The following is a 24,238-nucleotide window of genomic DNA, read 5'->3' on the forward strand; positions in this document are numbered from 1 at the left end:
CACTGCTGTTGCTGTGTAATCTCGTAATCGAACACGGCAGTGGAGGTGGAGCAGATGTCTGGACGGATGCATCGCGGGTGGCACGGGCCCGGTGGCCGAGGTGGCCGCGGGCCTGGCAGGGGTGGCTGGCAGCAGGCGGACCTTCCCGGTGCTGACGACGCCGCGGCATGGCTGCAGGGGCGGTTGCCCGACGCGTGGTTCGTCGACGCCCCGGACGTGACGGTGGACCGTGAGGAGATCCTGATCGTGGGGGAGCTTCCCGCGATCGACACCGAGTTCCCCGACACGGAGGCAGGCCGGGCGGATCGGGCAGCGGCGGTGGCGGGGCGCATCTCGCGCTTCCGCGAGTCCACGCGTGACGAGCGCATCGAGATCGCTCGCCAGGCGGAGCACCGCTACCAGCGCAAGGTGGCCTGGGGCGCCCGCCTCGGGAGCACCGTCGAGCTGTTCACCGTCGCCTCGGTGCCGGTGATGACGCGGCTGCGCCAGCCGGAGCGCATCGTGCTCGACACGCTGGTCGACTCGGGCGTTGCCCGCTCTCGTTCCGACGCGCTGGCCTGGGCGGTGCGGCTGGTCGGGCAGCACGCTGACGAGTGGCTGAACGAGCTGCGCGAGGCGATGGCGAAGGTCGACGAGCTGCGTGCGAAGGGCCCGACCGGCAACGACGGCGCATGACCGACCCCTCGAGGGTCGGCCGCACGAACGGACGGGACGGCTCGCGGGCCGTGGCCGGGTTCAGAAGAGGATCAGCCAGATCGCGATGTAGTGGCAGATCGCGGCGAGCACGGTGGCCGCGTGGAAGAACTCGTGGTAGCCGAACGTGGCGGGCCACGGGTTCGGCTTGCGGGTCGCGTACATGACCGCCCCCACGGTGTAGAGCAGGCCACCGGTGAGGATGAGCACGAGCGCCGCGACTCCACCGCCGGTGAGAATCGCGGGGAGCACGAAGACGGCCACCCACCCGAGCGCGACGTAGATGGGCACGCCGACCCACGCCGGGGCGTGCGGCCACACCGTCTTCAGTACGACGCCGGCGAACGCGCCCGCCCAGACCAGGATGAGCACCCAGCGTGCTGTGCCTGGGTCCATCGCGAGCGCAGCCACCGGCGTGTACGTGCCCGCGATGAACAGGAAGATCATCGAGTGGTCGAGCCTGCGCATGACGGCCCGGCTGCGCGGTGTGCGCCAGGTGCGGCGGTGGTAGAGAGCGCTCGTGCCGAACAGGCCGAGGATCGTGACGCTGTAGACCGAGGTGGCGAGGGCGGCCCACGACCCCACCAGTGCGGCCGAGACGGCGATCAGCGTGGCGCACGCCGCGATCGACACGGCGAACGACCAGAAGTGGAGCCACCCGCGCATACGTGGCTTGACCAGCGGCGCGCCGGGAGGCACGGGGACGGTCCGCATGCTCACCTGATCGAGGCTACGGCACTTGCGTCGACGCCTTCATGTACCGGCGGTGAACCGCAGGATGCCAGGTGGACCGCGCGTCGAAGGGGGTGACGGCCCCGGGCGTACGCTGACTGCCCGTGGGCGTCCGTGACGTGCTGTACTCGCTGTACGAACGCAAGCTCCGCCTCGAGCTGGCCAGAGGGCCGGCAGAACGACCGCGGCACGTCGCCCTGATGCTCGACGGCAACCGGCGATGGGCGCGCGGCGAGGGATACGCCGACGTCAACGACGGCCACCGCGCCGGCGCCGCCAAGATCTCCGATCTGCTGGAGTGGTGTGAAGAGGCCGGCGTCGAGGTCGTGACGCTATGGTTGCTCTCGACCGACAACCTCAACCGCCCGGCGGAGGAGCTCGAACCGCTCCTCGAGATCATCACCGGCGTCGTCGACGACCTGACCGGACCGGCCACCCGCTGGCGCCTGCGGATCGTGGGAGCGCTCGAACTGCTGCCGTCAGAGATGGCACACCAGCTCTCCGCCGCGGCTGCCCGCACCGTCGGACGCACGGGGCTCGAGCTGAACATCGCCGTCGGCTACGGCGGACGCCAGGAGATCGCCGACGCGGTGCGCAAGCTCCTGCTCCAGCACGCGGAGTCGGGCACCTCCATTGAGGAGCTCGCCGAGGTGCTCGACGTCGACCACATCGCGGCCCACCTGTACACGTCGGGCCAGCCGGATCCGGACCTCGTGATCCGCACCTCCGGTGAGCAGCGGCTCTCGGGCTTCCTGATGTGGCAGTCCGTGCACTCGGAGTTCTACTTCTGCGAGGCCTACTGGCCCGCTTTCCGACGCGTCGATTTCCTGCGTGCCCTGCGTGACTACGCAGCCCGCCACCGTCGTTTCGGCTCCTGATCCGGCAGCCATCCCCGTTGCGAGAACAGCTGGCGCGGTGTAGCTCCGTACAAGGCGAATGCCCTTCCGACCGGTGACGGACTCTTGGCAAGTCCGTCACCGAGTCAGAAGGGCATTCAGCGGATGCGACCCGACGTCCCCGGCCTACGTGTAGCCGGCGTCAGGCCTCGATCAATCGACGGTCAGTCGTCGTTGAAGGAGCCAGTGACGGCGCTGCTGTTGTCCTGGCGGTTGTCCTCGAAGGTGAGGTTGTTGCAGCTCGCGGTCTGGGTCACCGTCTGAGTCGCGGTGGTCACCGGGGCGATCGTCTGGGTCAGGGCGCCCGTCGCCGCACCGAGGAGGGCGAAAACGTTCGAGGTGCCGTCGTTCGTGACGTCGGCCTGCGCGTTGTTGATGAACGCGCACTCGGCGGAGTCGTTCTCCAGGTCGATGTCGTAGAGCGACAACGACGGGGCGTTGCCCCCGCGCTGGCCGTTGTCAGAGTCGCCCCGGTCCGCTGCGAAAGCCAGCGGAGCCACGGCGAGCAGACCGGCTGTGGCCGCAGCCACGACAATTCCAGCCTTCTTCAGCACAGTTCATCTCCTGTTGATTCAATCGGAGCCGACCAGGGGCCGATCCTCATCAGAGTCAGCGGCGTGACGGGGGGAGCCCTCGCTGACCAAGGGAAATGTAGCAATGGGGCGGTGCCGGAACAAATCGCATACGTCGATCGTGTGAAGCGATCACTCTACGTTTGGTTACGCCTTCTTTGGAGGTGTTTCGTCTGGTGGCCTATTGGGTGGAGAAGAGATCCGCTTCACGATGTGTCACCGTGATTCACTCGCCTGAGTCCGTATCCTTTCGCAGCGTGCGCGGTGCGAAAGCGTCTGAGGGGCGTGCCGACGGGGCGGGCGATGCAGGTTGACCCGAGCCGTTCGGATCGTGCGGGTTGCTGGACCGGGCCGGCTCGCCAGCCGGCGCGGCCCGTCCGCCGCGGAAAGAAGTCAGGCCCCAAGCAGAAGCGGGCCCGGACCGAAATGGTCCGGGCCCGCTTCGTGCAGTTCGAGATCAGGCGAGGATCACCCGTTGTTGAGCGAGTCCTCGACGGTGCTGCTGTTGTCCTGACGGTTGTCCTCGAACGTGATGTTGTTGCAGCTTGCGATCTGAGTGACGGTCTGAGCCGCGGTGGTGACGGGGGCGATCGCCTGGGTCAGGACGTTCGTCGCCGCACCGAGCAGTGCGAAGGTGTTCGTAGTGCCCGAGTTCTCGGCGGCGGCCTGGGCGTCGTTCTGGAAGGCACATGTTGCGGAGTCGTTCTCCGCGTCGACATCGACGTACCGGACCGACGCGGTGGAGTTCCCGCGGTCCGAGCCGCGGTCGGAGTCGCCCTTGTCTCCCGCGAAGGCCAGTGGGGCCACGGCGAGCAGACCGGCGGTGGCCGCAGCCACGACAATTCCAGCCTTCTTCAGCACAGTTCATCTCCTGTTGAGTCATCGGAGCCGACCGGAGCCGATCCCATTCAGAGCCAGCGGTGTGATGGGGGGAGCCCTCGCTGACCGCCGAAAATCTAGCGGCCAGAGTCGGGGTGAAACAAATTCCTGACACGATCGTATGAACCAATTACTCTACGTTTCGGATACGCCTTCTTTCGGGGGTGTTCCGCGACCACCGACTCCGTGGGCCGGCTGCTGATCTACACGATGCGTGATCGCTCATCACCCGCATGGGCGCGTATCCTTTTGTCTGCACACGCAGCGTGTTTGCCCTCCCGGAGGTACGCCGCGGCGAATGGGCCCGCGAGTTCCTGCGACTTGTGCAGCCGCACGGGCGCTCGGGTTGCCGGTACGCGGCCGGCGGCTCGCTGGGGAATCGACTCGGGCCGATGGCATCCCCCCGATGGCTCCTCTCGCGAGCGGTCTTCTCGCAGGCATGGTGTCAGGCAGAGAAGAGAGCCCGGACCGACAAGGTCCGGGCCCTCTTCGGCGGGTTGCCCTCAGGCGAGGATCACCCGTTGAGCGAGCCGGTGACAGCGGTGCTGTTGTCCTCGCGGTTGTCCTCGAAGGTGAAGTTGTTGCAGCTCGCGGTCTGGAGTGGTGTCTGGGCTGCAGTGGCGGCCGGGGTGAGCGTCTGGGTCAGGGTGCTCGTCGCCAAGCCGAGAATCGCCAAGGTGTTCGAGGTGGCCGCGTTGTCGGCGGTGGACGTCGCGTTGTTCAGGGTGAGGCACTCGGCGGAGTCGTTCTCGTAGTCGATGTCGTAGAGCCCGACCGTCGAGCTGGCGCTCCTGGACTCCGAGCGCTGGTCGGAGTCGTCTCCCCTGTCGCCCGCGAAGGCAAGGGGGGCCACGGCGAGCAGACCGGCAGTGGCGGCAGCCACGACAATTCCAGCCTTCTTCAGCACAGTTCATCTCCTGTTGAGTCATCGGAGCCGACCGGAGCCGATCCCCATTCAGAGTCAGCGACGTGACGGGGAGCCTTCGCTGATCGAGCGGAAAACTAGCGGCTGGACCAAGCCTGCAACAATTTCATTACAACTATCGTGTGAATCGATGACGCAAAGTTTGGTTACGCCTTCTTTCGGGGGCCTGGAAGCCTGCTCCCCGGCTGTCGGTCCGGCGATGAGGGCCACGATGTGTGATCGCTTATCACCTTGAAAGTGCGTATCCTTCGGGCGGTCGAGGCGTTTGCACAGCTCGGCTGGTGGTGCCACTGGGCGTCCCGGTGTGCCGGATGCGTCCACGTCGTCCTCCTGACCCGAGGAGTGTGCACGACCATGTACCCGCATGGTGCCTCTCCGCGGGCCCGACGACGTGCTCCCGCGCCAGGTGCGTGCAGCCCTCGTGGTCGTCCCGTCGCCATCCGCGATCATGACCTGTGGACCGGCGCGGTATCCGGATCCGATCGGGCCCCTACCAGGTCCGGGCGGAGGGCCCGCTCGTCCGGGCCTGGCGACCTCCGGTCCTGCGATCCCCACCTCGGCGGGTGAGGTCTGCGCCAGTTGCTCCATTTGGCTGGCGAGGCGCTAGGCCGGCGCCGTGCGGCTCGACCGGCCATCTAGCACGGAAACTTCATCAATCGGACCAAAGTGCCAAAGATCACGACAGGCGGTGTCGTCCCATCGGTAAGCGGTAGTCCGTTACGGGAGATCTTGCCGTTAGCGGACGACTCGACACGGTCTTGCTGTTGACCGGACCGGGGTGACCGCCGGTAGCGTTCTCATCAGCGGGCCGTACCCCATGCGGACCGCTCGGGAGGCCCTGGTCGTGGTGTCACTTGCACCCGAGGGGGCCGGCACCCGGCCCTCGCGGGCGTGGACGGCGGCGAACGTCAGGCCGCCGGAAATGCCCGGGCCAGGGCCGGCCGGCCCACCGGTGACGTGGGCGCGGTGCCGCGCCCACCAGGGAGCAATCGTCGGCCGCTCATCCCGAGTCGCCTCAGACGACTCGGGGTTCGGCTGCGACGAGCGCTAGCGAGGAGCCTTCGTGACAGACCGTCGTACTGCCCCCGCTTCGCACACCACCCGCTGCTACGTCCTCGACACCTCCGTTCTGCTCGCCGACCCGTGGTCGATGACCCGGTTCGACGAGCACGAGGTGGTGCTGCCACTCGTGGTCATCTCCGAACTGGAGGGGAAGCGGCACCACCCGGAGCTCGGATGGTTCGCCCGCACGGCACTGCGCATGCTCGACGAGCTGCGTATCGAGCACGGCCGTCTGGACGCACCGGTGCCGATCGGCTCCGGAGGGGGCACGCTTCACGTCGAGCTGAACCACACCGACCCGGAGGTGTTGCCGGCCGGATTCCGCACCGACTCGAACGACAGCCGCATCCTCGCCTGCGCGCTGAACCTGGCCGCGGAGCGCAAGCTCGAAGGCCGGGGAGAGGTGGTGCTGGTCAGCAAGGACATGCCGCTGCGGGTGAAGGCCGCTGCCGTCGGGCTCCAGGCCGACGAGTACCACGCCCTCGACGTGGTGCCGTCCGGGTGGACCGGCATGACGGACCTCGACGTGACGTCTGCCGACGTGGACGCCCTGTTCCGGGATGGAGTCATCGACCACGACGCTGCTCGCGACCTGCCGTGCAACACCGGCCTGCGGCTCACGGGTGGCGGTTCGGCGGCGCTCGGCCGCGTCACGGCGGACAAGCGGGTGCGACTGATCCGCGGCGACCGCGAGGCGTTCGGGCTCCACGGTCGCTCCGCCGAGCAGCGGGTCGCCCTGGACCTGCTCCTCGACCCCGAGGTCGGGATCGTCTCCCTGGGTGGCCGGGCAGGCACCGGAAAGTCGGCGCTCGCGCTCTGCGCCGGTCTGGAAGCTGTGATGGAACGCCAGCAGCACCGCAAGGTAGTGGTCTTCCGTCCGCTGTACGCCGTGGGTGGGCAGGAGCTCGGCTACCTGCCGGGCAGCGAGAGCGAGAAGATGGCGCCCTGGGCGCAGGCCGTCTTCGACACGCTCGGCGCGCTGGTCAGCCAGAACGTGCTGGAGGAGGTCATCGCCCGCGGCATGTTGGAGGTGCTGCCGCTCACGCACATCCGCGGTCGCTCGCTGCACGACAGCTTCGTGATCGTCGACGAGGCGCAGTCGCTGGAGCGCAACGTGCTGCTCACGGTGTTGTCGCGGCTGGGTACGGCGTCCCGCGTGGTGCTGACCCACGACGTCGCGCAGCGCGACAACCTCCGTGTCGGGCGGCACGACGGCGTGGCGGCGGTGATCGAGAAGCTGAAGGGCCACCCGCTCTTCGCGCACGTGACGCTCACCCGCAGCGAGCGCAGCCCGATCGCCGCGCTCGTGACCGAGATGTTGGAGGGTCCGGCCGCCTGATGCGGTCCTGACGGAGAGGCGCCCTCCCGCCGTTGGCGGCGGTGGGAGGGCGCTGGTGTTCAGGGGGCGAGAACGAGCTTGCCGCGCGCCGCCCGGGACTCGATGTGCCGATGGGCTTCCGCGGCGTCCTCGAGGGCGAACGTGCGGGCGACCGAGGGCGTGAGCATCCCGTCGGCCGCCAGCGCGAGCGCCCGGCTGCGTCCGGTCGTCAGACGCTCCATCCAGCCTGTGCCGCTGCAACCCGTCAGGGTCAGCCCGCGGGCCAGCAGGTCGATCGGCGCGATGTCCGGCGGACCCGCGAGCAGCCCGTACAGCAGGATCCGGCCGGCGCCGGGGGTCATCGCGTCGAGGTAGCGCGCTGTCGTCGCGCCGCCGATCGAGGTGAAGGCCAGGTCGACCGTGCCGCCCGCGGCCTCGGCGACCTGGTCGGGCCAGTCCGGATCGGTGTGGTCGAGCACGACGTCCGCGCCCGCCTTCAGCGCGAGGTCACGTTTGGCGGCGCCGCCCGCGGTCGCGACGATCCGCCGCACGCCGTGTGCCCGCATGAGCTGCGTGACGTATCCGCCGATGAGCCCGCTCGCGACCTCCACGAGCACGGTCTCCTCGTGCTGGCCCTGCCCCGCGACGCACAGTGCCAGCGCCACCGATCCCTGCACTGCGAAGGTGACGGCGTCGGCGCTGCTCAGCCCCTCGGGGATCGGCGTGATCGCCGAGGCCGGCACGGCGACCCGCTCGGCGTAAGTGCCGCCGTGGGAGGTGTCGAGGGCGACGACGCGCTGCCCGATCAGCCCGGGGTCGGTGCCCTCGCCCACCGCCTCGACCGTGCCCGCCGCCTCGAAGCCGAAGACCGCGGGGAGCGGCACGGACATGGGGAAAGTGCCCGCACGCATGGCTGTCTCGTGGTAGCTGACTCCTGCGGCCTCGACGCGGAGAAGCACCTGGCCGGCCCCCGGGACGGGCTCGGGGACGTCTTCCAGTCTCAGGACCTCAGGCCCTCCGTGCTCGTGCATGACAATGGCGCGCATCTGTTCCCCTGCTCGTGGACTAACTGGACCGGTGGTCAAGATCGAGCGTACTGGACCTGCGGTCCACTTTGCTAGGAGGTCCTACGTGCGCGAACGTGCCGACGCTGCCCGCAACCGGCGCTTGATCCTCGCGGCGGCCGAGGAGCTGCTCGCCGTCCACCGTCCGGATCAGGTCTCGGTGGAGCAGGTCGCCGCCGCTGCCGGTGTCGGCAAGGGCACTGTCTTCCACCGGTTCGGCAGCCGCAGGGGGCTGATGGTCGCGCTCGCCGAGCAGCGGGCGTTCGCGATGCACGAAGCGGTGCTCTCCGGGCCACCGCCGCTCGGGCCGGGCGCCCCGCCCCGCGAGCGGCTCCTGGCCTTCCTCGACGCGCTCGTCGAGCTGGTCTCGCGCAACATCGGCCTGATGGCGGCGCTCGACCACGCGACCGTCACGCACCCGACGGAGGATGAGCAGGACGGACCGCATCCACTGCACGTCTTCTGGCACGGGCACATCACCGGGCTCCTCGCGGAGTCTCGCCCCGACCTCGACGCCGAGCTGCTCAGCCACGTCCTGCTGGGCGGGCTGCGCAGCGACGTCGTGGTGCAGCTCGTGACGTCGGGCGAGACCGCGCGCCTCGCCGCGGCGCTGCGCACCACGGCAACAGCGCTGCTGGACGCCCCGGCCGACGGGGCGTGACCCTCGCGGCGGCTACGAACGCCTCAGCCGCCGCCATCCGTCACAACCCGTGCGGTGTGCCCTCGATGAAGCCGGCCATCGTCTGCACGCCCACCACGGCTCGCTCGTGGAACTCGTCGAGAGTGCGGGCGCCCGCATAGGTGCACGCCGAGCGGACGCCGGAGCAGATGCTGTCGAGGACGTCCTCCACGCCGGGACGGACCGGGTCGAGCAACTGCTTCGAGCTCGAGATGCCCTCCTCGAACAGGGCCTTGCGCGCCCGCTCGAAGCTGCCCTCGTCGCGGGTGCGAGCGCCGACCGCGCGCTTGGACGCCATCCCGAACGACTCCTTGTAGGGCTGCCCGTTCTCGTCGCGCAGCAGGTCGCCCGGTGACTCGAAGGTGCCGGCCAGCCAGGAGCCGATCATCACCGCGGACGCGCCGGCGGCGAGGGCGAGGGCGACGTCACGAGGATGGCGCACTCCGCCGTCGGCCCACACCCGGACGCCGTGGTGGCGCCCGGCCTCGGCGCATTCGAGCACCGCGGAGAACTGCGGTCGCCCGACGCCCGTCATCATGCGCGTGGTGCACATCGCACCCGGGCCGACGCCGACCTTGACGATGTCGGCGCCCGCGTCCGCGAGGTCGCGCACGCCCGCGGCCGTCACCACGTTGCCTGCCGCGATCGGGACCGCCGAGCCCGCGCCGGCGACCACCTTCCGGACGGCCCGCAGAGCGTCGAGCATCTTGTCCTGGTGGCCGTGGGCGGTGTCGACGACGACGACGTCCACCCCCGCCTCCAGCAGCGCCTCCGTCTTGACGGCGACGTCACCGTTGATGCCGACCGCCGCCGCGGTGCGCAGCCGCCCCCGCGCGTCGAGCGTGGGGGAGTAGATCGCCGCGCGCAGCGCGCCGAGCCCGGTGAGCAATCCGGCGAGGCGGCCGTCCGCGTCGAGGCCGAGGGCCACCCGCCGTGCGCCGAGGGCGTCGAACACATCACGGGGCGCAGTGTCGAGCGGCAGCGTCAGCGGCGAGGCGTCGAGCACGTCTCCGACTCGCGTGAAGCGGTCGACCCCGGTGCACGCGGCCTCGTCGACCGTGCCGACCGGACGCCCGTCCTCGTCGACCACGACGATCGCGCCGTGAGCCCGCTTGGACAGCAGGTTGAGCGCGTCGGCCACGGCGTCGGCGGGCGTGAGCACGAGCGGCGTGTCCCAGACGGGGTGCCGGGCCTTGATCCACGCGACGATCTCGGCGACCGCGTCGGAGGCCACGTCCTGCGGCAGCACGGTGAGCGCGCCCCGGCGGGCGAGCGTCTCGGCCATCCGCCTGCCGGCGACCGATGTCATGTTGGCCGCGATGACCGGAACCGTGGCGCCCGAGCGGTCGGCGGTGGTGAGGTCGACGTCGAACCGCGACGCCACGGATGACCTGCCAGGAACGAGGAACACGTCGTCGTAGGTCAGGTCGTGGTGGGGCTCTTTGCCCTCGAGGAATCGCACGAAACGGCAACGGTACGCGCGTACGGCGCGTTGCGCTTCCCATCGTGCGCCGGATCGACCGCTGCGGTGCCGTCGCCGCACGTCACAGCGGTGGCAACGGTGCCTGGCCTCAGCGCTTGCGGCCCATCGCAGCGGCGAAGAGCGTGTGCACCGCGCTGTCGACGGGCGTCTCGTCGTCAGGGTGCCAGTCGTTGGCGTAGACCAGGCCGGGCTCGACCAGATCGAGGCCCTCGTTGAACCGGCGTAGCTCGGCCCAGGTGCGGAAGCGACCCGTGCCGAGTCCGCCCTCGAGGAACGCCCGCTCCAGCTCCTTGGCCCGCGGCTCGTCGTCGTCGACGAAGTTGGCGAGCAGGAGATAGGCGCCGGGGTCCAGGCGTGCCTTGAGCGCCTCCGCCGTGACCAGGGCGTCCTCATCGTGCAGGTGATGCAGGATGCTCACCGCCAGCACCGCGTACGGCTTGTCGTAGTCGATGAAATCGCGGGTGGTGGGGTTGTCGAAGATGGCGTCAGGGTCACGGATGTCGGCGGTGATCACGGTGGTGCGCTCCTCGTCGGCGAGCAGCGCGCGGCCGTGCGCGAGCACGATCGGGTCCTTGTCGACGTAGACCACGTGGACGCTGGGGTCGACGCGATGGGCGATCTCGTGCACGTTGCCCACGGTGGGCAGGCCCGAGCCGATGTCGATGATCTGGCGGATGCCGAGGTCGGCGACGAGGTGGGTGACCGTGCGGCGGATGAGATCGCGGCCGGACCTCGCGAGATCGCCTGTCTCGGGGACTGCGGCGTAGAGCGCGTCGGAAGCGCGCCGGTCGACCTCGAAGTGGTCCTTGCCGCCGAGGATGAAGTCGTAGGCGCGTGCGACGGAGGGCATGTTCAGGTCGATCTCCGGGAGCGGCACCGTGCCGTCCAGCCCGCGGTTCTCGGTACCGGGTGCCCGGTCGTGCTTCATACTTCTCCTCCGGCTGACAGATTGAGCCGGCGCCCAGCCCCGACGCCGAAGCGGATGGCCCGCTCGATGCCGATCATGCACCGTCGACATACCTCGACGCACGCGCTGGGGCGTATACGTTCAGTAGAACGTTGTTGCCCGCCGAGCGTCAGTCGCGCAGGAGCGCGCGGACCGCGTCGATCGTGTCGGCCTCCGCGGGAGTCTTGTCCGGGCGGTAACGCAGCACCCTGGCGAACCGCAGCGCCACACCACCCGGATAGCGAGGGCTGCGCTGGGCGCCGTCGAGCTCGATCTCGACGACGAGCTCGGGCCGCAGCAGCACCACGTGGGCGGACCGCTCCCGGGTGAGGGCCGGGAACGTGCTGGTCTGCCATGCCAGAAGCTCGTCGGTCATCCCCTTGAACGTCTTGCCGACCATGATCGGCTCGCCGCCGTCGGGATCACGGGCGCCCAGGTGGATGTTCGAGAGCTGGTTGGAGCGGCGGCCATGGCCCCACTCCGCACCGAGCACGACGAGGTCGAGCGTGTGGACCGGCTTGACCTTCTGCCACGCCCGGCCGCGGCGCCCGGCGGCGTAGGGCGCGTCGAGCGACTTGACCATGACACCTTCGTGGCCTACCGCTATGGCTTGGTCGAGGAGCGCGGCGGCCTCCTCCCCGGTGGGCGCGATCAGACCGGGCATGCGGTGGCTGCCGACGGCGGTGTCGAGGGCGTCGAGTCGCTGCGCGAGCGGTGCGTCGAGCAGGTCGGTGCCGTCGAGGTGCAGGCAGTCGAAGAAGAACGGCTGGAGCAGCAGTTCGCCCGCAGCCGCACCGAACCGGCTCATCGTCTCCTGGAACGGGCGGGGGCGGCCGTCGTCGCGCAACGCGAGTGTCTCCCCGTCGAGCACGACCGAACGGCACGGCAGCGATCGCACCAGCTCGACGAGCTCCGGGACGCTGGAGGTGATCTCGCGCAACGTACGAGTCCAGACCCGTACGTCGTCGCCCTCGCGGTGCACCTGGATACGAGCGCCGTCGAGCTTGTACTCGACGCTTGCGCGCGGCCCGATCTCGGCCAGAGCGGCATCGAGAGTGGCGGCGGGAGAGGCGAGCATGGGCCGCACCGGCCGCCCTACCTGCAGCGAGACGGCATCGAGACCTGCGACTCCCTCGGTGAGCGCCAGCCGGGCGGTGGCGGGGAGCCGGCCGGAGAGCATGAACGCGCGCCGGACCGCGGCCGCGGGCACCTCGGCCGCCGCGGCGACCGCCTCCAGCATCACGCCCTCCAGGGCGCCCTGACGCAGCTCGCCGGTGAGCAGCCGGCGCAGGAACTCCTGCTCGTCGGCGGTGGCGGCGCCGAACAGCTCGGCGAGCAGCGCGGTTCGGCGGGCCGTGGAACCGGCGCCGGTGGTGGCTGCCAGCGCGTCGAGGGTGGCGTCGACCCCGGCGACCTCCAGCCGAGGCTCGGCCGCCGGAGCAGCGTCGATCGCGACGAGGGTGCGCCAGCCGGTGCCGAGACGGTTCTGCCGTGGCTCACCCGCCAGCCATGCCGTGGCCGGCTCGACCTCGTGGCCCTCGGCCCGGCGCAGGAGGGCGGCGAGGGTGGCCGCCTTCGCGGTGCGGGAGCGCGTGGCCCCCACCTCCGCTGATGCGGCGACGACGTCGGCGAGCAACACGTGGCCCATCCTGACAGCGCACACCGACATTCCGCGCAGGTTGCGCCCGCTACGAGGACGGCCTGAGCTGGGTGGAGCGGACGAGCTCCTGCCTGATGTGGTCGACGTCGTCGAGCGGCGCATCCCTCGCGGCGATCCCGACGACCAGCCGGAAGATCTCGTCGTCGGTCGCCACCACGTCATAGCCGTTGATCCACAAGAAGGTGGCGGTGGCAAGCCACCCCAACCGCTTGTTCCCGTCGACCAAGCCGTGATTGCTCACCAGCGACTGCAGCAGCGCGGCCGCCTTGCCGTGCAGGCTCGGATAGGCGTCCTTCCCGAACACGGTGGCCTGCGGCCGCGCGAGCGCGGACCCCAGCAGCCCGTAGTCACGCACCTCGGGTCTGCCCGGGACAGCCTGCCGCGCGATCTGCATCAATGACTCGAGCGTGAGGAATTCCGTCACGCCTTGCCGAGCCGGTCGAGAAGCTCCTCGTAGCGAGGCGTGAGAACCTCGAGCGCGCCGTGGACCCGGGAGAGGTGCGCGTGGCGGGCGATGTACTCGCGCACGGCTTCGCGGGCGACGTCCTGCATGGAGCGGTGCTCGATCTCGGCCTGCGCGCGCAGGGCCTCGGCCTCGTCTTCCGTGAGCCGCAGTGTCATGGCCATCTGTAAACGATACCAGTGTGATACCGGCGAGCGGGAGGCTTCGCGAGCACGCCGAATTGAGCGGGCATGGGTTCGGAAGCGTTGGTCCTCGTTCCGCTCTACGCAACCCACCGGACCGCGCGCCAGCATCACCGGCTCGGACGCTCGGCCCATGCCGGACCTCCAGGCGACCCCGAATCGAATTGCCCTCCCTTCTGCGCCATCGACCCTTTGTGAGCGGGGAGGTCACCGACCGCGATGAACCGCACCCTCCGCCGCGCGTTGCCGGCCCTGGCCGCTGTGCTCCTCGCACTCCTGGCCGGCTGTGGCGCGAGCGCCTCCACCTCCCAGAGTGGAGCGGGAGGTTCCGACCCCGACACTCTCGTGTTCTCCGCGGTTCCCGGCGAGCAGACGACGCGGATCCAGCAGCGGTACGCGCCCGTCCTCGACATGCTCTCCAAGGTCACCGGGAAGAAGATCGAGTTCCACCAGGCCACCAACTACGCCGCCGTGATCGAGGCGCAGCTCGCCGGGCAGGTCCAGATCGCCGAGTACGGCCCGCTGTCGTACGTACTCGCCAAGGAGCAGGGCGCCGACATCACGGCTGTCGGTGCCTCGATCGACCACAAGGGCGAGGCACCCGGATACCACTCCTACGGGATCACGAAGGCCGGGTCACCGATCAAGTCGATCAAGGACTACTCCGGAAAGAAGATCTGTTATGTCGACCCGGATTCGACGTCCGGTTTCCTGTATCCGTCCGCTGAACTGCTCCGGAACGGGATCAACCCGATGACGGGTGTGCAACCGATCTTCGCCGGCGGTCACGACGCATCCGCGCTCGAAGTTCTTTCCGGACGGTGCGACGCCGGTTTCGCCGACGACTCGATGGTCGACACGGTCCTACCGCAGTCGGGTCAGCTCAATCCCGGACAGCTGACCGTCCTCTGGCGCTCCGACATCATCCCGGGCTCGCCGGTGGCGATCAGCAACTCGCTCTCACCTCAGCTCAAGACGGAGCTGACCGACGCTTCCAGAACAAGGCGAACATCGACTACCTGAAAGCCAACGGCTTCTGCGGGCAGGACTGCGCGTTCGGGGCCAGCGGTACCTGGGGCTACGCGCCGGTGAACGACGCGTTCTACAACCCGATCCGCCAGGTCTGCGCCATCACCAAGAACAAGAACTGCACAACCGGATCCTGACCTCGGACGGTCGCCGCCACCCGGAGGAGACGGGTGGCGGCGACCGTGCGGGTCAGGGGGCGAGCGTCACCGTGGTCGGCTCCCCGGCGCCGGGGAGGCCCGGTCGGCTCGTGACGTCGACGATCAGCTCGCCGACCTCACTGGTGACCACCAGCCGGGTGACCGCACCGAGGAACGTGCTGGTCAGCACGGTGCCCGGAAAGCCGTCGGGGTCTCCGACGGCGAGCCCTTCCGGCCGCACCTGACGCGTCGGCGCACCCGGCCGGATCAGCGGCCGGTCGCCGTCCTCGACGGGGACGTGGTTGGTGACCCCGACGAACTCGGCGACGAACTCCGTGGCGGGCCGGTTGTACACCTCCTGCGGGGTGTCCACCTGCTCGAGCCTGCCCTTGTTGAGCACTGCCACCCGGTCGGCCACGGCCAGGGCCTCTGCCTGGTCGTGGGTGACGAACAGCGTGGTGATGCCCTCCGCGAGCTGCACGCGGCGGATCTCGTCGCGCAGCTGCACGCGCACCCGGGCGTCCAGCGCCGAGAGCGGCTCGTCGAGCAGCAGCACCGACGGGGAGACGGCCAGCGCGCGGGCGAGTGCCACGCGCTGCTGCTGGCCGCCGGACATCTCGTGCGGATACGAGCCACCCCGGTCACCCAGCCCGACGACCTCGAGCAGCTCGGCAGCCCGCCGAGCCCGCTCCGCCGCGCCCACGCGCCGCATGCGCAGCCCGAACCCGACGTTCTCGGCGGCCGTCATCGTGGGGAAGAGGCTGTAGGCCTGGAACACCATGCCGGTGTCGCGCTTCGACGCCGGCATGCCGGTGACGTCCTTGCCACCGATCAGCACCTGGCCGGACGTCGGGGTGTCGAAGCCGGCCAGCAGCCGCAGCGCGGTGGTCTTCCCACACCCGGACGGGCCCAGCAGGGCGAGCAGCTCGCCGGGCTTCAACGCCAGGTCGAGCCCGTCGAGGGCGTGGGTGGTGCCGTAGCTGCGCCGCAGAGCGCGGAACTCCACGGCGGTGCCGCGATCCGTCGCCTGCGGTGCAGTGATGACGTCGGTCATGCGGAGGTCCTCCTCGAACGGGTGCGGCCGCCACCGGCGAACGACACCGCCAGCAGCAGCAACCACGTGAGCAGCAGGCTGGCCAGCGACAACGCCACCGAAACGCCTGCGGCGCTGCGCCCCACCTCGACGACAGCGATGGGGAAGGTGTCGGTGTAGAGCAGGATGCGGGCGATGACGATCTCGCCGAGCACGAGCGCCAGCGTCAGGAACGCGGCGCCGAGCACGGCCGTGCGGATCGCCGGCAGGACCACGCGCACCAGTGCCGACGCCATCCCGGCACCCAGGTTGCGGGCCGCCTCCACGAGCGTGCGCAGGGGGATCGCCGCCAGCCCGTTGTCGACCGCCCGGTAGGCGAACGGAAGTGCGAGCACCACGTAGAACGGGGTGAGCGCGGTGGTGGAGGACGCGAACAGGGTGCGGAACACCGGGCCGCCGAGATTGGCCTGGACGAACGCGATGCCGGCCGCCATCACGACGGGTGGCACGACGATCGGCAGGATCGTGGCGCTCTCCAGCAGCCCGGCCACCGAGGGGAAGCGCAGCCGCACCCACACCGCTGTGGGCACGACGAGCACGAGCACGACCACTGCGGTGAGCACCGCGATCTGCAACGACGTGAACAGCGCGGTGAGCAGCACGTCGTCACCGGCGATCGCCAGGTAGTTGCCCACGCCGTAGCCACCGCCGGGGATCCGCAGGCTGAACTCGGCTGCGGACAACAATGGCACCAGGAAGTAGATCGCCGCGATCGTGAGGACGACGACGCGCCAGCGCCGCCGCCTCATCTGGCGCTCCAGCGGGCGGCCCGGCGCTGCAGCAGCAGGTACCCGACCATCACGAGCGCGATCACGACGACCATGTCGACGCCGAGCGCGAGCCCCACGTTCTGCTGGTTGGCGAGCACGTTGCCCGAGAGGGCGGACGCGATCGCCGTGGGCAGCAGTGGGATCGAGCCGCTGGTGAGGGCGAGCGCCGTGGCGTAGGCCGCGAAGGCGTTGCCGAACAGCACGAGCGTGGCACCGCCCAGCGCGGGCGCGAGCACCGGCAGCGCGACGTGGCGCCAGTACGTCCACGCGGACGCGCCGAGGTTCTCCGCCGCCTCACGCCACTGCGGCAGCAGCCCCTCCAGGGCCGGGGTGATCAGGATGACCATCAGCGGCACCTGGAAGTAGACGTAGGTGAGGCCCAGACCGGTGAGGGAGTCGATCCGGAACCCACCCGCGTACAGGTCGATGCCGATGCCGCGCAGGAAGACGGTGGCGAGCCCCGTCTGGCCGAGTGCGGCGATGAAGGCGAAGGCGAGCGGCACGCCGCCGAAGTAGGCGAGCACACCGGACGCGGTGGCCACGATCCGGCGCAACGGGCTGTCGGGGCGCCCGGTGAGCACGGCCTGGGCGAGGAACGTGCCGAACACCGCGCCGATCACGGCCGTGACGGCCGAGATGAGCAGGCTCGACAGAAACGCCGCGCGGTACTGCGGCTCGCTCACCGACGCCACCAGGTTGGCCAGCGTGGGCCGCCCGTCCGCGTCGGCGAATGCGCCGTTGATGACGAAGAAGAGTGGGCCGCCCAGGAACACCAGCATGTAGCCCAGGAACGGCACCAGCCCCAGCGCCGCGGCCCAGGACCGGGTGGCGCGCACCCGTTCCGGGGGCGCGGCGGGGGCCTCGAGCAGTGCTGTCATCACTGCTCCTTATGCGGTTGCACCGGACCAGCCCTCGGCGACGACCTTCTGAGCCGCGTCGGTCTGGGCCTGGGTCGGGAACTCCGGCTGGCCGCTCACCGGGGGGAGCGCCGCGGCGAGATCCTTGTCGACGGTGCCGGCCTGGGTCATCGCGTCGAGACGCACCGGGCGGGCCTTACCCGCCAGCCAGAGGTTCTGGCCCTCGTCGGAGTAGAGGAACTCCTGCCAGAGGCGCGCCGCGGCCGGGTGCGGGGCGTTCTTGTTGATCGCCTGCGTGTAGTACTGCGCGAACAGGCCGTCGGACGGCACCGCGACCTTCCACTCGAACGACGCCTTCACCTTGTCGGCCTGTGCGACGTTCAGGTAGTCCCAGTCGAGGACGATCGGCGTCTGGCCGCTCTCGATGGTGGCAGGCGTCGGGTCGACCTTGAGGAGGTTGCCGCTCTTCGCGAGCTTGCCCCAGTACTCGACGCCGGGGGCGATGTCGTCGAGCGACCCACCGTTGGCGAGCGCTCCCGCCCAGACGCCCGCGAACGCGGCGGCTGCCTGCGTGGGGTCGCCGTTGAGCGCCACCTTGCCCGCGTACTCCGGCTTGGCCAGGTCGGCGAAGGTGGCGGGGCACGTCGGCACCAGCTTCGCGTTGCAGCCGATGGACATGAAGCCGCCGTAGTCGTTGACCCAGGCGCCACCGGCGTCCTTGTTGCCGTCCGGGATCGAGTCCCACGTCTGCACCTGGTACGGCGCGAACAGGGGAGTGTTGCCGGTGGCGAAGGACTGCCCGAGGTCGAGCACGTCGGGGGCGCGGTCCTGCGTGCCGAGCTGCTGGACGGCGTTGATCTCGTCCTGGCTGCTTCCCTCGGGGTTCGCCGAGTTGACCTTGATGCCGTACTTGTCGCCGAAGGTCTTGATGATCGCGCCGTAGTTGGCCCAGTCGGGCGGCAGCGCGATGACGTTGAGCTGGCCCTCGGCCTTGGCGGCGGCGACGAGGGCGTCGAACCCTCCGCGTGCCTGCGCCGAGGCGGCAGTGGCCCAGCCGGTGCCGCCTTCGGCAGCCGGACTGTCCGAGCCACCTGAGCTCACGCATCCGGCCGCGCTCAATGCCAGCGCGGCGCCGATCGCGGCCACCAGTACGCGGCGTGCGGTCATGGGGAGCTCCTTTTCCCTGATCACCCGATGGGGACGCCGCAGCCTGCGCTGTTGACGTTTCCGGTTTGTGGAGATCATCCATCCGGGGCATGTATCAGCGGATACTGACGCATTGCGAGACCGTCACGGAAAGGTCGCGGCCTGTCGGCAGCGCTGCCACGAAGGCTGGGACGCAGAGCGGCTCAGGCGGCCGACGGGCTCCCCGCCGCTTCCTGCACGAGGTCGGTCACCCGCACGATGCCGATGCAGACGCGGTTGCCGTCGAGCAGCACCAGGTCGTCGTAGCTGCGGCTGCGGTCACCGGAGAGGCAGAACTGGAGCGCGCCGCGGGCGTCCACAGTGGTCGGAATGGTGCGCGGCTGCTCGGCGAGCGCCATCGCAGGCCTGTTCGCGTACAGCGCGCGGCCGAACGGACCCGAGATCGCCAGCATGAAGCGGTTGCGGTCGAGGAAGCCGCTGGGGCGGCCGTTCGCGTCGAGCAGGACCACGCTGCCGGCCTGCGGGTGGTCGGCCAGCGCCTGGCGGACCTTCTCGGCGGTGGCCGTCTCGGGCAGGGCCACCGCGGCCTGCGCGAGGTCGGCCAGGGTGTGGCGGACCTGCTGGGGTTGCTGCTGTCCGACGGTGACGGGGGCGTGCTGCGACGGCTGCCGCGCCGCGTGGGCCTGCGGCATCAGCTCCACCGGCAGCAGGATCCCGCTCGTCGACGGGCGCCTGCGGGGTTCGGCGAGCAGCGGGCCCTGCGCCCAGGGGACGCCGTGGTCGCGCACCGCGGCGAGCTGGTCCGGGGTGCTGACGCCGGTGGCGGACACGCGTACGCCGACGGCGTGACAGACCTCGACCAGCGCCTGCACGACGGTGCGCGCCCGAGGCGTGTGCGGGAGCCGTGCCACCAGCCCGGGGTCGATCTTGACGAGATCGGGTTCGAGTTCGGCGACGAGGTCGAGCCCGAAGCCCCGGCTCACCGCGTCGAAGCCGATGCCGAAGCCGTCGGCCCGCAGCTCTGCCACTCCCTCGGCGAGCGCGTCCGGCGGTGCCGCCGAGAGTGCCGGGTTGATCTCCAGCAGGATCGGCGGCGTGAACCCGCTGGGCTCGCGCTTCTGCAGCGACGAGCGCAGCTGGGTGACGCGACGGCGGGCCGTCACCACGGTGTCCGCCAGTACATCCACGTGCAGCGGCACCGTGGCGTCGTAGCCGGTGCCTGCCAGCACCGAGGCGATCGCGATGCCGGAGTCGAACTCGGCGAGCTGCCGGGTGCCCCACACCGACTGGCGCGCGACGACCTGGACCTGGTCGCGCGCCTGGGCGCGACGCACCTCCATGCCAACGGGCCGCCCGTTCACGAGGTTGAGCAGCGGTTCGAACGTGAACCTGCCGTGATCGCTCATCAGGCCCCCTCCCGCTGCGCGTGAGGGAACTCAATCACGTGGCGTAGCGCGAAGGGTGAACATCGGATGAATCATCACCGAGGGCTACAGGCTTCGAACCCTTCGGGTGATATTTCGCGCCCGATCGGTCAAGATGTCTTGCTTCCCCGCGCCATCGTCAGGACGTCCAGTGCGGCGTCGAGTTGGTCGGCCGTGAGCTTGCCTGCGTCGACGTGCCCGCGTTCGAGCACGACCTCGCGGATCGTCTTGCGCTCCTTCAGCGACTGCTTCGCGATCGACGCCGCCTCCTCGTATCCGAGGTACCGGTTGAGCGGCGTGACCACGGACGGCGAGGACTCCGCGAACTCCCGCGCCCGCTCGACGTCCGCCTCGGCGCCGGCCACCACCTTGTCCGCCAGCAGGCGGGCCACGGCGGCGAGCAGCCGCGCGGACTCCAGCACGTTGCGTGCCATCACCGGCATCATGACGTTCAGCTCGAGGTTGCCCTGGCTGCCGGAGAACGCCACCGTGGCGTCGTTGCCGATCACCTGGGCGGCCACCATCATCGTGGCCTCGCAGATCACGGGGTTGACCTTGCCCGGCATGATCGAGCTGCCCGGCTGCAGGTCCGGCAGGTGCAGCTCGGCGAGCCCGGTGCGGGGGCCCGAGCCGAGCCAGCGGATGTCGTTGGCGATCTTGAACAGCGAGACGGCCACGGTGCGGAGCGCTCCGGAGGCCTCCACCAGACCGTCGCGCGCGCCCTGGGCCTCGATGTGGTCGGGCGCCTCGGACAGCACCTCCAGCCCGGTGGCCGATCGGAGCTCCTCGACGACGGCCGCGCCGAACCCGTCCGGTGCGTTGAGGCCGGTGCCTACCGCGGTGCCGCCGATCGGCAGCTGTCCGAGCCGGGTGAGGGTGTCGTGCAGCCGGGCGGCCCCGTACTCGGCCTGCGTCGCCCAGCCGCCCGCCTCCTGGCCCAGCGTGATCGGCACGGCGTCCATCAGGTGGGTGCGCCCGGCCTTGACGACGTCGGCCCACTCGGCGGCGCGCCGGCGCAGGGTGGCTGCGAGGTGCTCCAGCGCGGGGATCACGTCGGCGCCGATCGCCTCGGTGGCGGCGAGATGGATCGTGGTGGGGAACACGTCGTTCGACGACTGCGATGCGTTCACGTGATCGTTCGGGTGCACGTCGACACCGGCACGGGCGGCGACGGAAGCGATCACCTCGTTCGCGTTCATGTTGGAGCTCGTGCCCGACCCGGTCTGGAACACGTCGACGGGGAAATGGGCATCGTGCTTGCCTGCTGCCACCTCGTCGGCGGCGGCGGCGATCGCCTCGGCGATCTCGGGGGAGAGCACCCCGATCCGGCCGTTGACGCGGGCGGCAGCGCCCTTGACCAGTCCCAGCGCGCGGATCTGAGCCCGTTCGAGACCGCGGCCGGAGATCGGGAAGTTCTCCACCGCACGTTGCGTCTGGGCCCGCCACAGGGCGTCGACGGGCACCTTCACCTCGCCCATCGTGTCGTGCTCGATGCGGAACCCGGCCTCGGCGTCGTCGCTCATGTGGCCCAGTGTTCTCGCCGGTCGGGCCGCGCGCATCGAGGAGTGCTCGACGGCACGGTGCGACCGTTCGTGGGCTCTTACGGGACGACCTGCACGACGTCGCCCGTCTGCAGCGTGTTGAAGAAGGTCTGGGCGGCTGGGCGGGAGAGGTGGACGCACCCGTGGGAGAGCTGCCGGAGGCTGCCCTGGTGGAAGGCGACGCCGCCGTTGAAGAACACCGAGTACGGCATCGGGGCGTTGTTGAACAGCGAGCTCTTGTGGTTCATGTCCTTGAACGACACCCGGAACGTGCCCGGCGGGGTGAGGTAGCCCTTGCGTCCGTGGGTGACCGGCACCGGGCCGTACTGGATCTTGCCGCCCTGTAGCAGCCAGGCGCGGTTGGTGGACAGGTCGAGGCATGCCCTGGCGCTCGACGAGCACGGCGTGCCGGCCGCCGTCGGCGCCAGGTTGCCGCTGTCCGGGGCGGGTGCGTTCGCTCCCGGAGCGCCCGGCGGTGGTGCGTGCACAGGAGCGGGTACCGCCGGGCTGGGCAGGTTGATCGAGGCCTCGGCGGGAGCCGCTCCGACCGCAGCGCTCCCCAGGAAAACTGCAGCGGCCGTGGCCCCGGCGAGACCGAGGAGCTTGAGTGCACGCATGGACGAACCCCAATCGACGACCCTCGGGCGGGTCGCTCAACCCCCGCTTCTGTAGCTATACGAAGCATTCCGTGTCGGCTTCGCGCGGATCAACCGTGATGGCGGTCCCACGCCCTGACGATTCCATTACGGAATGGTGCGTTTCGAAATTAGGCTACGGGAGTGGTGGGGCGGAGTGCTCCACTGCGGCCAGCTGCTCATCGGACAGATCGAAGTCCACTGAGGAGTACTCGCGCAGCTTGGTCAACCGGTGATAGCCGTCGATCATCCGGACGGTACCCGACTTCGAACGCATGACGATGGACTGCGTTGTGCACCCGCCCGCCCGGTAGTGCACACCGCGCAACAGGTCGCCGTCGGTGATGCCGGTGGCGCAGAAGAACACGTTGTCGCCGCGGACGAGGTCGTCGGTGGTGAGCACCCGATCCAGGTCGTGACCCGCGTCGACGGCCTTGGCGCGCTCCTCGTCGTCCTTGGGCCAGAGCCTGCCCTGCATCGCGCCGCCCATGCACTTCATCGCCGCCGCGGTGATGATCCCCTCGGGCGTGCCGCCGATCCCGTAGAGCAGGTCGACACCCGTGTTGGGGCGGGCAGCCGAGATCGCTCCGGCCACGTCGCCGTCGGAGATGAAGTGGATGCGCGCGCCCGTGCGGCGGATCTCCTTCACCAGCGACTCGTGGCGCGGCCGGTCGAGTACGCACACCGTGACGTCCGTGATGTCGGTCTGCTTCGCCGCCGCCACCCGCCGGATGTTCTCCGCCACGGGCATCGTGATGTCGATGACGTCGGCCGCCTCCGGCCCCACGGCGAGTTTCTCCATGTAGAAGACCGCGGACGGGTCGAACATCGCTCCACGCTCGGCCACAGCGAGGACGGCCACCGAGTTGGGCATGCCCTTGGCCATCAGGGTGGTGCCGTCGATCGGGTCGACCGCGACGTCACACCACGGGCCTTCGCCGTTGCCCACCTCCTCGCCGTTGTAGAGCATGGGCGCCTCGTCCTTCTCGCCCTCCCCGATCACCACGACCCCGCGCATCGACACGGTGCCGATGAGCTGGCGCATGGCGTCGACGGCCGCGCCGTCACCGCCGTTCTTGTCGCCGCGCCCGACCCAGCGCCCGGCGGCCATCGCGCCGGCTTCCGTGACGCGCACGAGCTCCATCGCCAGGTTGCGGTCGGGCGCTTCACGGCGCCGCTCGCGGGGGGTGCTGGCGTCCTCCGCCGAACTCATCTACGGCCTCCTTCTCCCCGTGGCTGCTCCCCCGTGGCGAGCACGCGCGGTGCTCGCGGGGGGCCGTTCGGGGTTGCTTCTGATCCTGGCAGATCGGTCGCATCAACGGTTGTCCAACAGTCCGAAACCATTGCGGCTGAGACGATCCGCACGTGCTGGGAGGATGGGACGCGTGACCTCCCAGCCGGATCCGACGCCGCGGCCGTCCGCGGGCCCCACCGCGGGTCCGCCGTCCAAGCCGCCGCGGTCGGCGATGACCATGCGGGACATGCTCGTGGCGCTGGGCGTTCTCGTGCTCATCGTGATCGGGTTCGGCGCGCTGTCCGGGTCGTGGTCGTTCGCGCCCACCGGGCCGTCCATCGACCCCGGCGCCGTCCCGGTCGTCGATGCGCCGGCCGAGCTGGGCAGGCTCGCGCCGCTCATGCCGTTCCCCGTCCGGGATCCGGCGGTGCCGGCGGGCTGGCGGGTGAACTCGGTGGACCAGGACCCCGTCACCGGGGGTGGCCAGGCCGTCCGCTCCGGGTACGTCACGCAAGGCGGCCGCTACCTGCAGCTACTGCAGAGCGACGCTTCCGAGGCGGCATTGCTCACCACGGCGGCCGGGCAGGCGCCGGTCCCGGGACGTGGCCCCGTCGACGTCGACGGGCAGCAGTGGGTCGTCTACGGCGGGCAGGGCAGCGCGGCGGCACGTGCCGAGCCCGTCTGGATCACGGAGGTCACCACGCCGGGTGGCAGCCCGGTGCGCATGCTGCTCACAGGCAGCGGCAACGAGGAGGAGTTCCGCACCCTGGCCGCCGCGGCAGCCGGCGCGCCCCCGCTCCCGCGCTGACCTGCGGTTA

General features: G+C 70.2%; 24 protein-coding genes. 6 read left to right on the forward strand and 18 right to left on the reverse strand.

From position 1 onward, the window contains the following. Positions 1–66 precede the first annotated feature (66 nt). Positions 67–675: a hypothetical protein gene (locus tag MMF94_RS20590; RefSeq protein ID WP_241038891.1), complete on the forward strand. Its 609-nt coding sequence runs from the start codon at positions 67–69 to the stop codon at positions 673–675. Between the two features lie 60 nt (positions 676–735). On the opposite strand, the gene trhA is transcribed toward MMF94_RS20590, so the two are convergent. Next, complete coding sequence (gene trhA / locus MMF94_RS20595; RefSeq protein WP_241038892.1) at positions 736–1,407, reverse strand: PAQR family membrane homeostasis protein TrhA; 672 nt, start codon at positions 1,405–1,407, stop codon at positions 736–738. Between the two features lie 122 nt (positions 1,408–1,529). Here trhA and MMF94_RS20600 point away from each other — a divergent pair, with 122 nt between their 5' ends. Further along, positions 1,530–2,303 carry an isoprenyl transferase gene (locus MMF94_RS20600; protein ID WP_277398773.1) on the forward strand — a complete coding sequence of 258 codons (774 nt, stop codon included), beginning with the start codon at positions 1,530–1,532 and terminating at the stop codon, positions 2,301–2,303. A 182-nt stretch (positions 2,304–2,485) separates the two neighbouring features. On the opposite strand, the gene MMF94_RS20605 is transcribed toward MMF94_RS20600, so the two are convergent. From MMF94_RS20605 to MMF94_RS20615, 3 genes are all read right to left on the reverse strand, one after another. Continuing rightward, entirely contained in the window at positions 2,486–2,875 is a 390-nt protein-coding gene (locus MMF94_RS20605) for a hypothetical protein (protein ID WP_241038741.1), read from the reverse strand. A 486-nt stretch (positions 2,876–3,361) separates the two neighbouring features. Continuing rightward, on the reverse strand, positions 3,362–3,754 hold the full coding sequence (locus MMF94_RS20610) for a hypothetical protein (RefSeq protein ID WP_241038742.1): 393 nt from the start codon (positions 3,752–3,754) through the stop codon (positions 3,362–3,364). A 532-nt stretch (positions 3,755–4,286) separates the two neighbouring features. Then, complete coding sequence (locus MMF94_RS20615) at positions 4,287–4,679, reverse strand: hypothetical protein (RefSeq protein WP_241038743.1); 393 nt, start codon at positions 4,677–4,679, stop codon at positions 4,287–4,289. 1,081 nt (positions 4,680–5,760) lie between these two features. Here MMF94_RS20615 and MMF94_RS20620 point away from each other — a divergent pair. Beyond that, positions 5,761–7,098, forward strand: a complete 1,338-nt coding sequence (locus MMF94_RS20620; protein ID WP_277398774.1) for a PhoH family protein — start codon at positions 5,761–5,763, stop codon at positions 7,096–7,098. Between the two features lie 59 nt (positions 7,099–7,157). Here the strand turns inward: MMF94_RS20620 and MMF94_RS20625 are convergent, their stop codons facing one another. Continuing rightward, positions 7,158–8,123 carry a quinone oxidoreductase family protein gene (locus MMF94_RS20625; protein WP_241038744.1) on the reverse strand — a complete coding sequence of 322 codons (966 nt, stop codon included), beginning with the start codon at positions 8,121–8,123 and terminating at the stop codon, positions 7,158–7,160. Positions 8,124–8,208: 85 nt separating this feature from the next. Here MMF94_RS20625 and MMF94_RS20630 point away from each other — a divergent pair, with 85 nt between their 5' ends. Then, positions 8,209–8,802 carry a TetR/AcrR family transcriptional regulator gene (locus tag MMF94_RS20630; protein ID WP_241038745.1) on the forward strand — a complete coding sequence of 198 codons (594 nt, stop codon included), beginning with the start codon at positions 8,209–8,211 and terminating at the stop codon, positions 8,800–8,802. Positions 8,803–8,842: 40 nt separating this feature from the next. Here the strand turns inward: MMF94_RS20630 and MMF94_RS20635 are convergent, their stop codons facing one another. From MMF94_RS20635 to MMF94_RS20655, 5 genes are all read right to left on the reverse strand, one after another. Further along, the gene (locus MMF94_RS20635) at positions 8,843–10,282 is read right to left on the reverse strand and encodes a GuaB1 family IMP dehydrogenase-related protein (protein ID WP_241038746.1); all 1,440 of its coding nucleotides are present in this window, start codon (positions 10,280–10,282) and stop codon (positions 8,843–8,845) included. Between the two features lie 109 nt (positions 10,283–10,391). Further along, positions 10,392–11,231 (reverse strand): SAM-dependent methyltransferase, encoded by an 840-nt coding sequence (locus MMF94_RS20640; RefSeq protein WP_241038747.1) that lies wholly within the window; start codon positions 11,229–11,231, stop codon positions 10,392–10,394. A 148-nt stretch (positions 11,232–11,379) separates the two neighbouring features. Further along, the gene (locus MMF94_RS20645; RefSeq protein ID WP_241038748.1) at positions 11,380–12,897 is read right to left on the reverse strand and encodes an ATP-dependent DNA ligase; all 1,518 of its coding nucleotides are present in this window, start codon (positions 12,895–12,897) and stop codon (positions 11,380–11,382) included. A 40-nt stretch (positions 12,898–12,937) separates the two neighbouring features. Next, positions 12,938–13,333 carry a type II toxin-antitoxin system death-on-curing family toxin gene (locus tag MMF94_RS20650; RefSeq protein ID WP_277398776.1) on the reverse strand — a complete coding sequence of 132 codons (396 nt, stop codon included), beginning with the start codon at positions 13,331–13,333 and terminating at the stop codon, positions 12,938–12,940. Continuing rightward, positions 13,330–13,536: a ribbon-helix-helix domain-containing protein gene (locus tag MMF94_RS20655; protein WP_241038750.1), complete on the reverse strand. Its 207-nt coding sequence runs from the start codon at positions 13,534–13,536 to the stop codon at positions 13,330–13,332. Before MMF94_RS20655 ends, MMF94_RS20650 begins: the two co-directional genes overlap by 4 nt. A gap of 237 nt (positions 13,537–13,773) precedes the next feature. On the opposite strand from MMF94_RS20655, the gene MMF94_RS20660 reads away from it, so the two are divergent. Further along, positions 13,774–14,577: a phosphate/phosphite/phosphonate ABC transporter substrate-binding protein gene (locus MMF94_RS20660; protein ID WP_241038751.1), complete on the forward strand. Its 804-nt coding sequence runs from the start codon at positions 13,774–13,776 to the stop codon at positions 14,575–14,577. Positions 14,578–14,772: 195 nt separating this feature from the next. On the opposite strand, the gene MMF94_RS20665 is transcribed toward MMF94_RS20660, so the two are convergent. From MMF94_RS20665 to glpX, 8 genes are all read right to left on the reverse strand, one after another. Continuing rightward, entirely contained in the window at positions 14,773–15,774 is a 1,002-nt protein-coding gene (locus MMF94_RS20665; RefSeq protein ID WP_241038752.1) for an ABC transporter ATP-binding protein, read from the reverse strand. After that, on the reverse strand, positions 15,771–16,562 hold the full coding sequence (locus MMF94_RS20670; protein ID WP_241038753.1) for an ABC transporter permease: 792 nt from the start codon (positions 16,560–16,562) through the stop codon (positions 15,771–15,773). Before MMF94_RS20670 ends, MMF94_RS20665 begins: the two co-directional genes overlap by 4 nt. After that, on the reverse strand, positions 16,559–17,461 hold the full coding sequence (locus MMF94_RS20675; RefSeq protein WP_241038754.1) for an ABC transporter permease: 903 nt from the start codon (positions 17,459–17,461) through the stop codon (positions 16,559–16,561). The genes MMF94_RS20670 and MMF94_RS20675 overlap by 4 nt, the downstream gene beginning before the upstream one ends. 9 nt (positions 17,462–17,470) lie before the next feature. Further along, entirely contained in the window at positions 17,471–18,607 is a 1,137-nt protein-coding gene (locus MMF94_RS20680) for an ABC transporter substrate-binding protein (RefSeq protein WP_241038755.1), read from the reverse strand. Between the two features lie 182 nt (positions 18,608–18,789). Then, positions 18,790–19,992, reverse strand: a complete 1,203-nt coding sequence (locus MMF94_RS20685; RefSeq protein WP_241038756.1) for an EAL domain-containing protein — start codon at positions 19,990–19,992, stop codon at positions 18,790–18,792. 128 nt (positions 19,993–20,120) lie between these two features. Beyond that, on the reverse strand, positions 20,121–21,533 hold the full coding sequence (locus MMF94_RS20690) for a class II fumarate hydratase (RefSeq protein WP_241038757.1): 1,413 nt from the start codon (positions 21,531–21,533) through the stop codon (positions 20,121–20,123). 77 nt (positions 21,534–21,610) lie between these two features. Then, the gene (locus tag MMF94_RS20695; protein ID WP_241038758.1) at positions 21,611–22,168 is read right to left on the reverse strand and encodes a L,D-transpeptidase; all 558 of its coding nucleotides are present in this window, start codon (positions 22,166–22,168) and stop codon (positions 21,611–21,613) included. A 154-nt stretch (positions 22,169–22,322) separates the two neighbouring features. After that, positions 22,323–23,399, reverse strand: coding sequence for a class II fructose-bisphosphatase (glpX, locus tag MMF94_RS20700; RefSeq protein WP_241038759.1), 1,077 nt, complete (start codon positions 23,397–23,399; stop codon positions 22,323–22,325). Between the two features lie 172 nt (positions 23,400–23,571). On the opposite strand from glpX, the gene MMF94_RS20705 reads away from it, so the two are divergent. Next, positions 23,572–24,228 carry a DUF4245 domain-containing protein gene (locus MMF94_RS20705; protein ID WP_241038760.1) on the forward strand — a complete coding sequence of 219 codons (657 nt, stop codon included), beginning with the start codon at positions 23,572–23,574 and terminating at the stop codon, positions 24,226–24,228. Positions 24,229–24,238: the final 10 nt, after the last annotated feature.

Source organism: Pseudonocardia alaniniphila, assembly GCF_022524485.1.
Classification (GTDB): Bacteria; Actinomycetota; Actinomycetes; order Mycobacteriales; family Pseudonocardiaceae; genus Pseudonocardia; species Pseudonocardia alaniniphila.

Coding starts and splice junctions, on each gene's coding strand:
- MMF94_RS20590 (WP_241038891.1), top strand. CDS start 67: ATGCATCGCGGGTGGCACGGGCCCGGTGGCCGAGGTGGCCGCGGGCCT.
- trhA (WP_241038892.1), bottom strand. CDS start 1,407: ATGCGGACCGTCCCCGTGCCTCCCGGCGCGCCGCTGGTCAAGCCACGT.
- MMF94_RS20625 (WP_241038744.1), bottom strand. CDS start 8,123: ATGCGCGCCATTGTCATGCACGAGCACGGAGGGCCTGAGGTCCTGAGA.
- MMF94_RS20640 (WP_241038747.1), bottom strand. CDS start 11,231: ATGAAGCACGACCGGGCACCCGGTACCGAGAACCGCGGGCTGGACGGC.
- MMF94_RS20645 (WP_241038748.1), bottom strand. CDS start 12,897: ATGGGCCACGTGTTGCTCGCCGACGTCGTCGCCGCATCAGCGGAGGTG.
- MMF94_RS20655 (WP_241038750.1), bottom strand. CDS start 13,536: ATGGCCATGACACTGCGGCTCACGGAAGACGAGGCCGAGGCCCTGCGC.
- MMF94_RS20660 (WP_241038751.1), top strand. CDS start 13,774: ATGAACCGCACCCTCCGCCGCGCGTTGCCGGCCCTGGCCGCTGTGCTC.
- MMF94_RS20665 (WP_241038752.1), bottom strand. CDS start 15,774: ATGACCGACGTCATCACTGCACCGCAGGCGACGGATCGCGGCACCGCC.
- MMF94_RS20670 (WP_241038753.1), bottom strand. CDS start 16,562: ATGAGGCGGCGGCGCTGGCGCGTCGTCGTCCTCACGATCGCGGCGATC.
- MMF94_RS20675 (WP_241038754.1), bottom strand. CDS start 17,461: ATGACAGCACTGCTCGAGGCCCCCGCCGCGCCCCCGGAACGGGTGCGC.
- MMF94_RS20680 (WP_241038755.1), bottom strand. CDS start 18,607: ATGACCGCACGCCGCGTACTGGTGGCCGCGATCGGCGCCGCGCTGGCA.
- MMF94_RS20685 (WP_241038756.1), bottom strand. CDS start 19,992: ATGAGCGATCACGGCAGGTTCACGTTCGAACCGCTGCTCAACCTCGTG.
- MMF94_RS20690 (WP_241038757.1), bottom strand. CDS start 21,533: ATGAGCGACGACGCCGAGGCCGGGTTCCGCATCGAGCACGACACGATG.
- MMF94_RS20695 (WP_241038758.1), bottom strand. CDS start 22,168: ATGCGTGCACTCAAGCTCCTCGGTCTCGCCGGGGCCACGGCCGCTGCA.
- glpX (WP_241038759.1), bottom strand. CDS start 23,399: ATGAGTTCGGCGGAGGACGCCAGCACCCCCCGCGAGCGGCGCCGTGAA.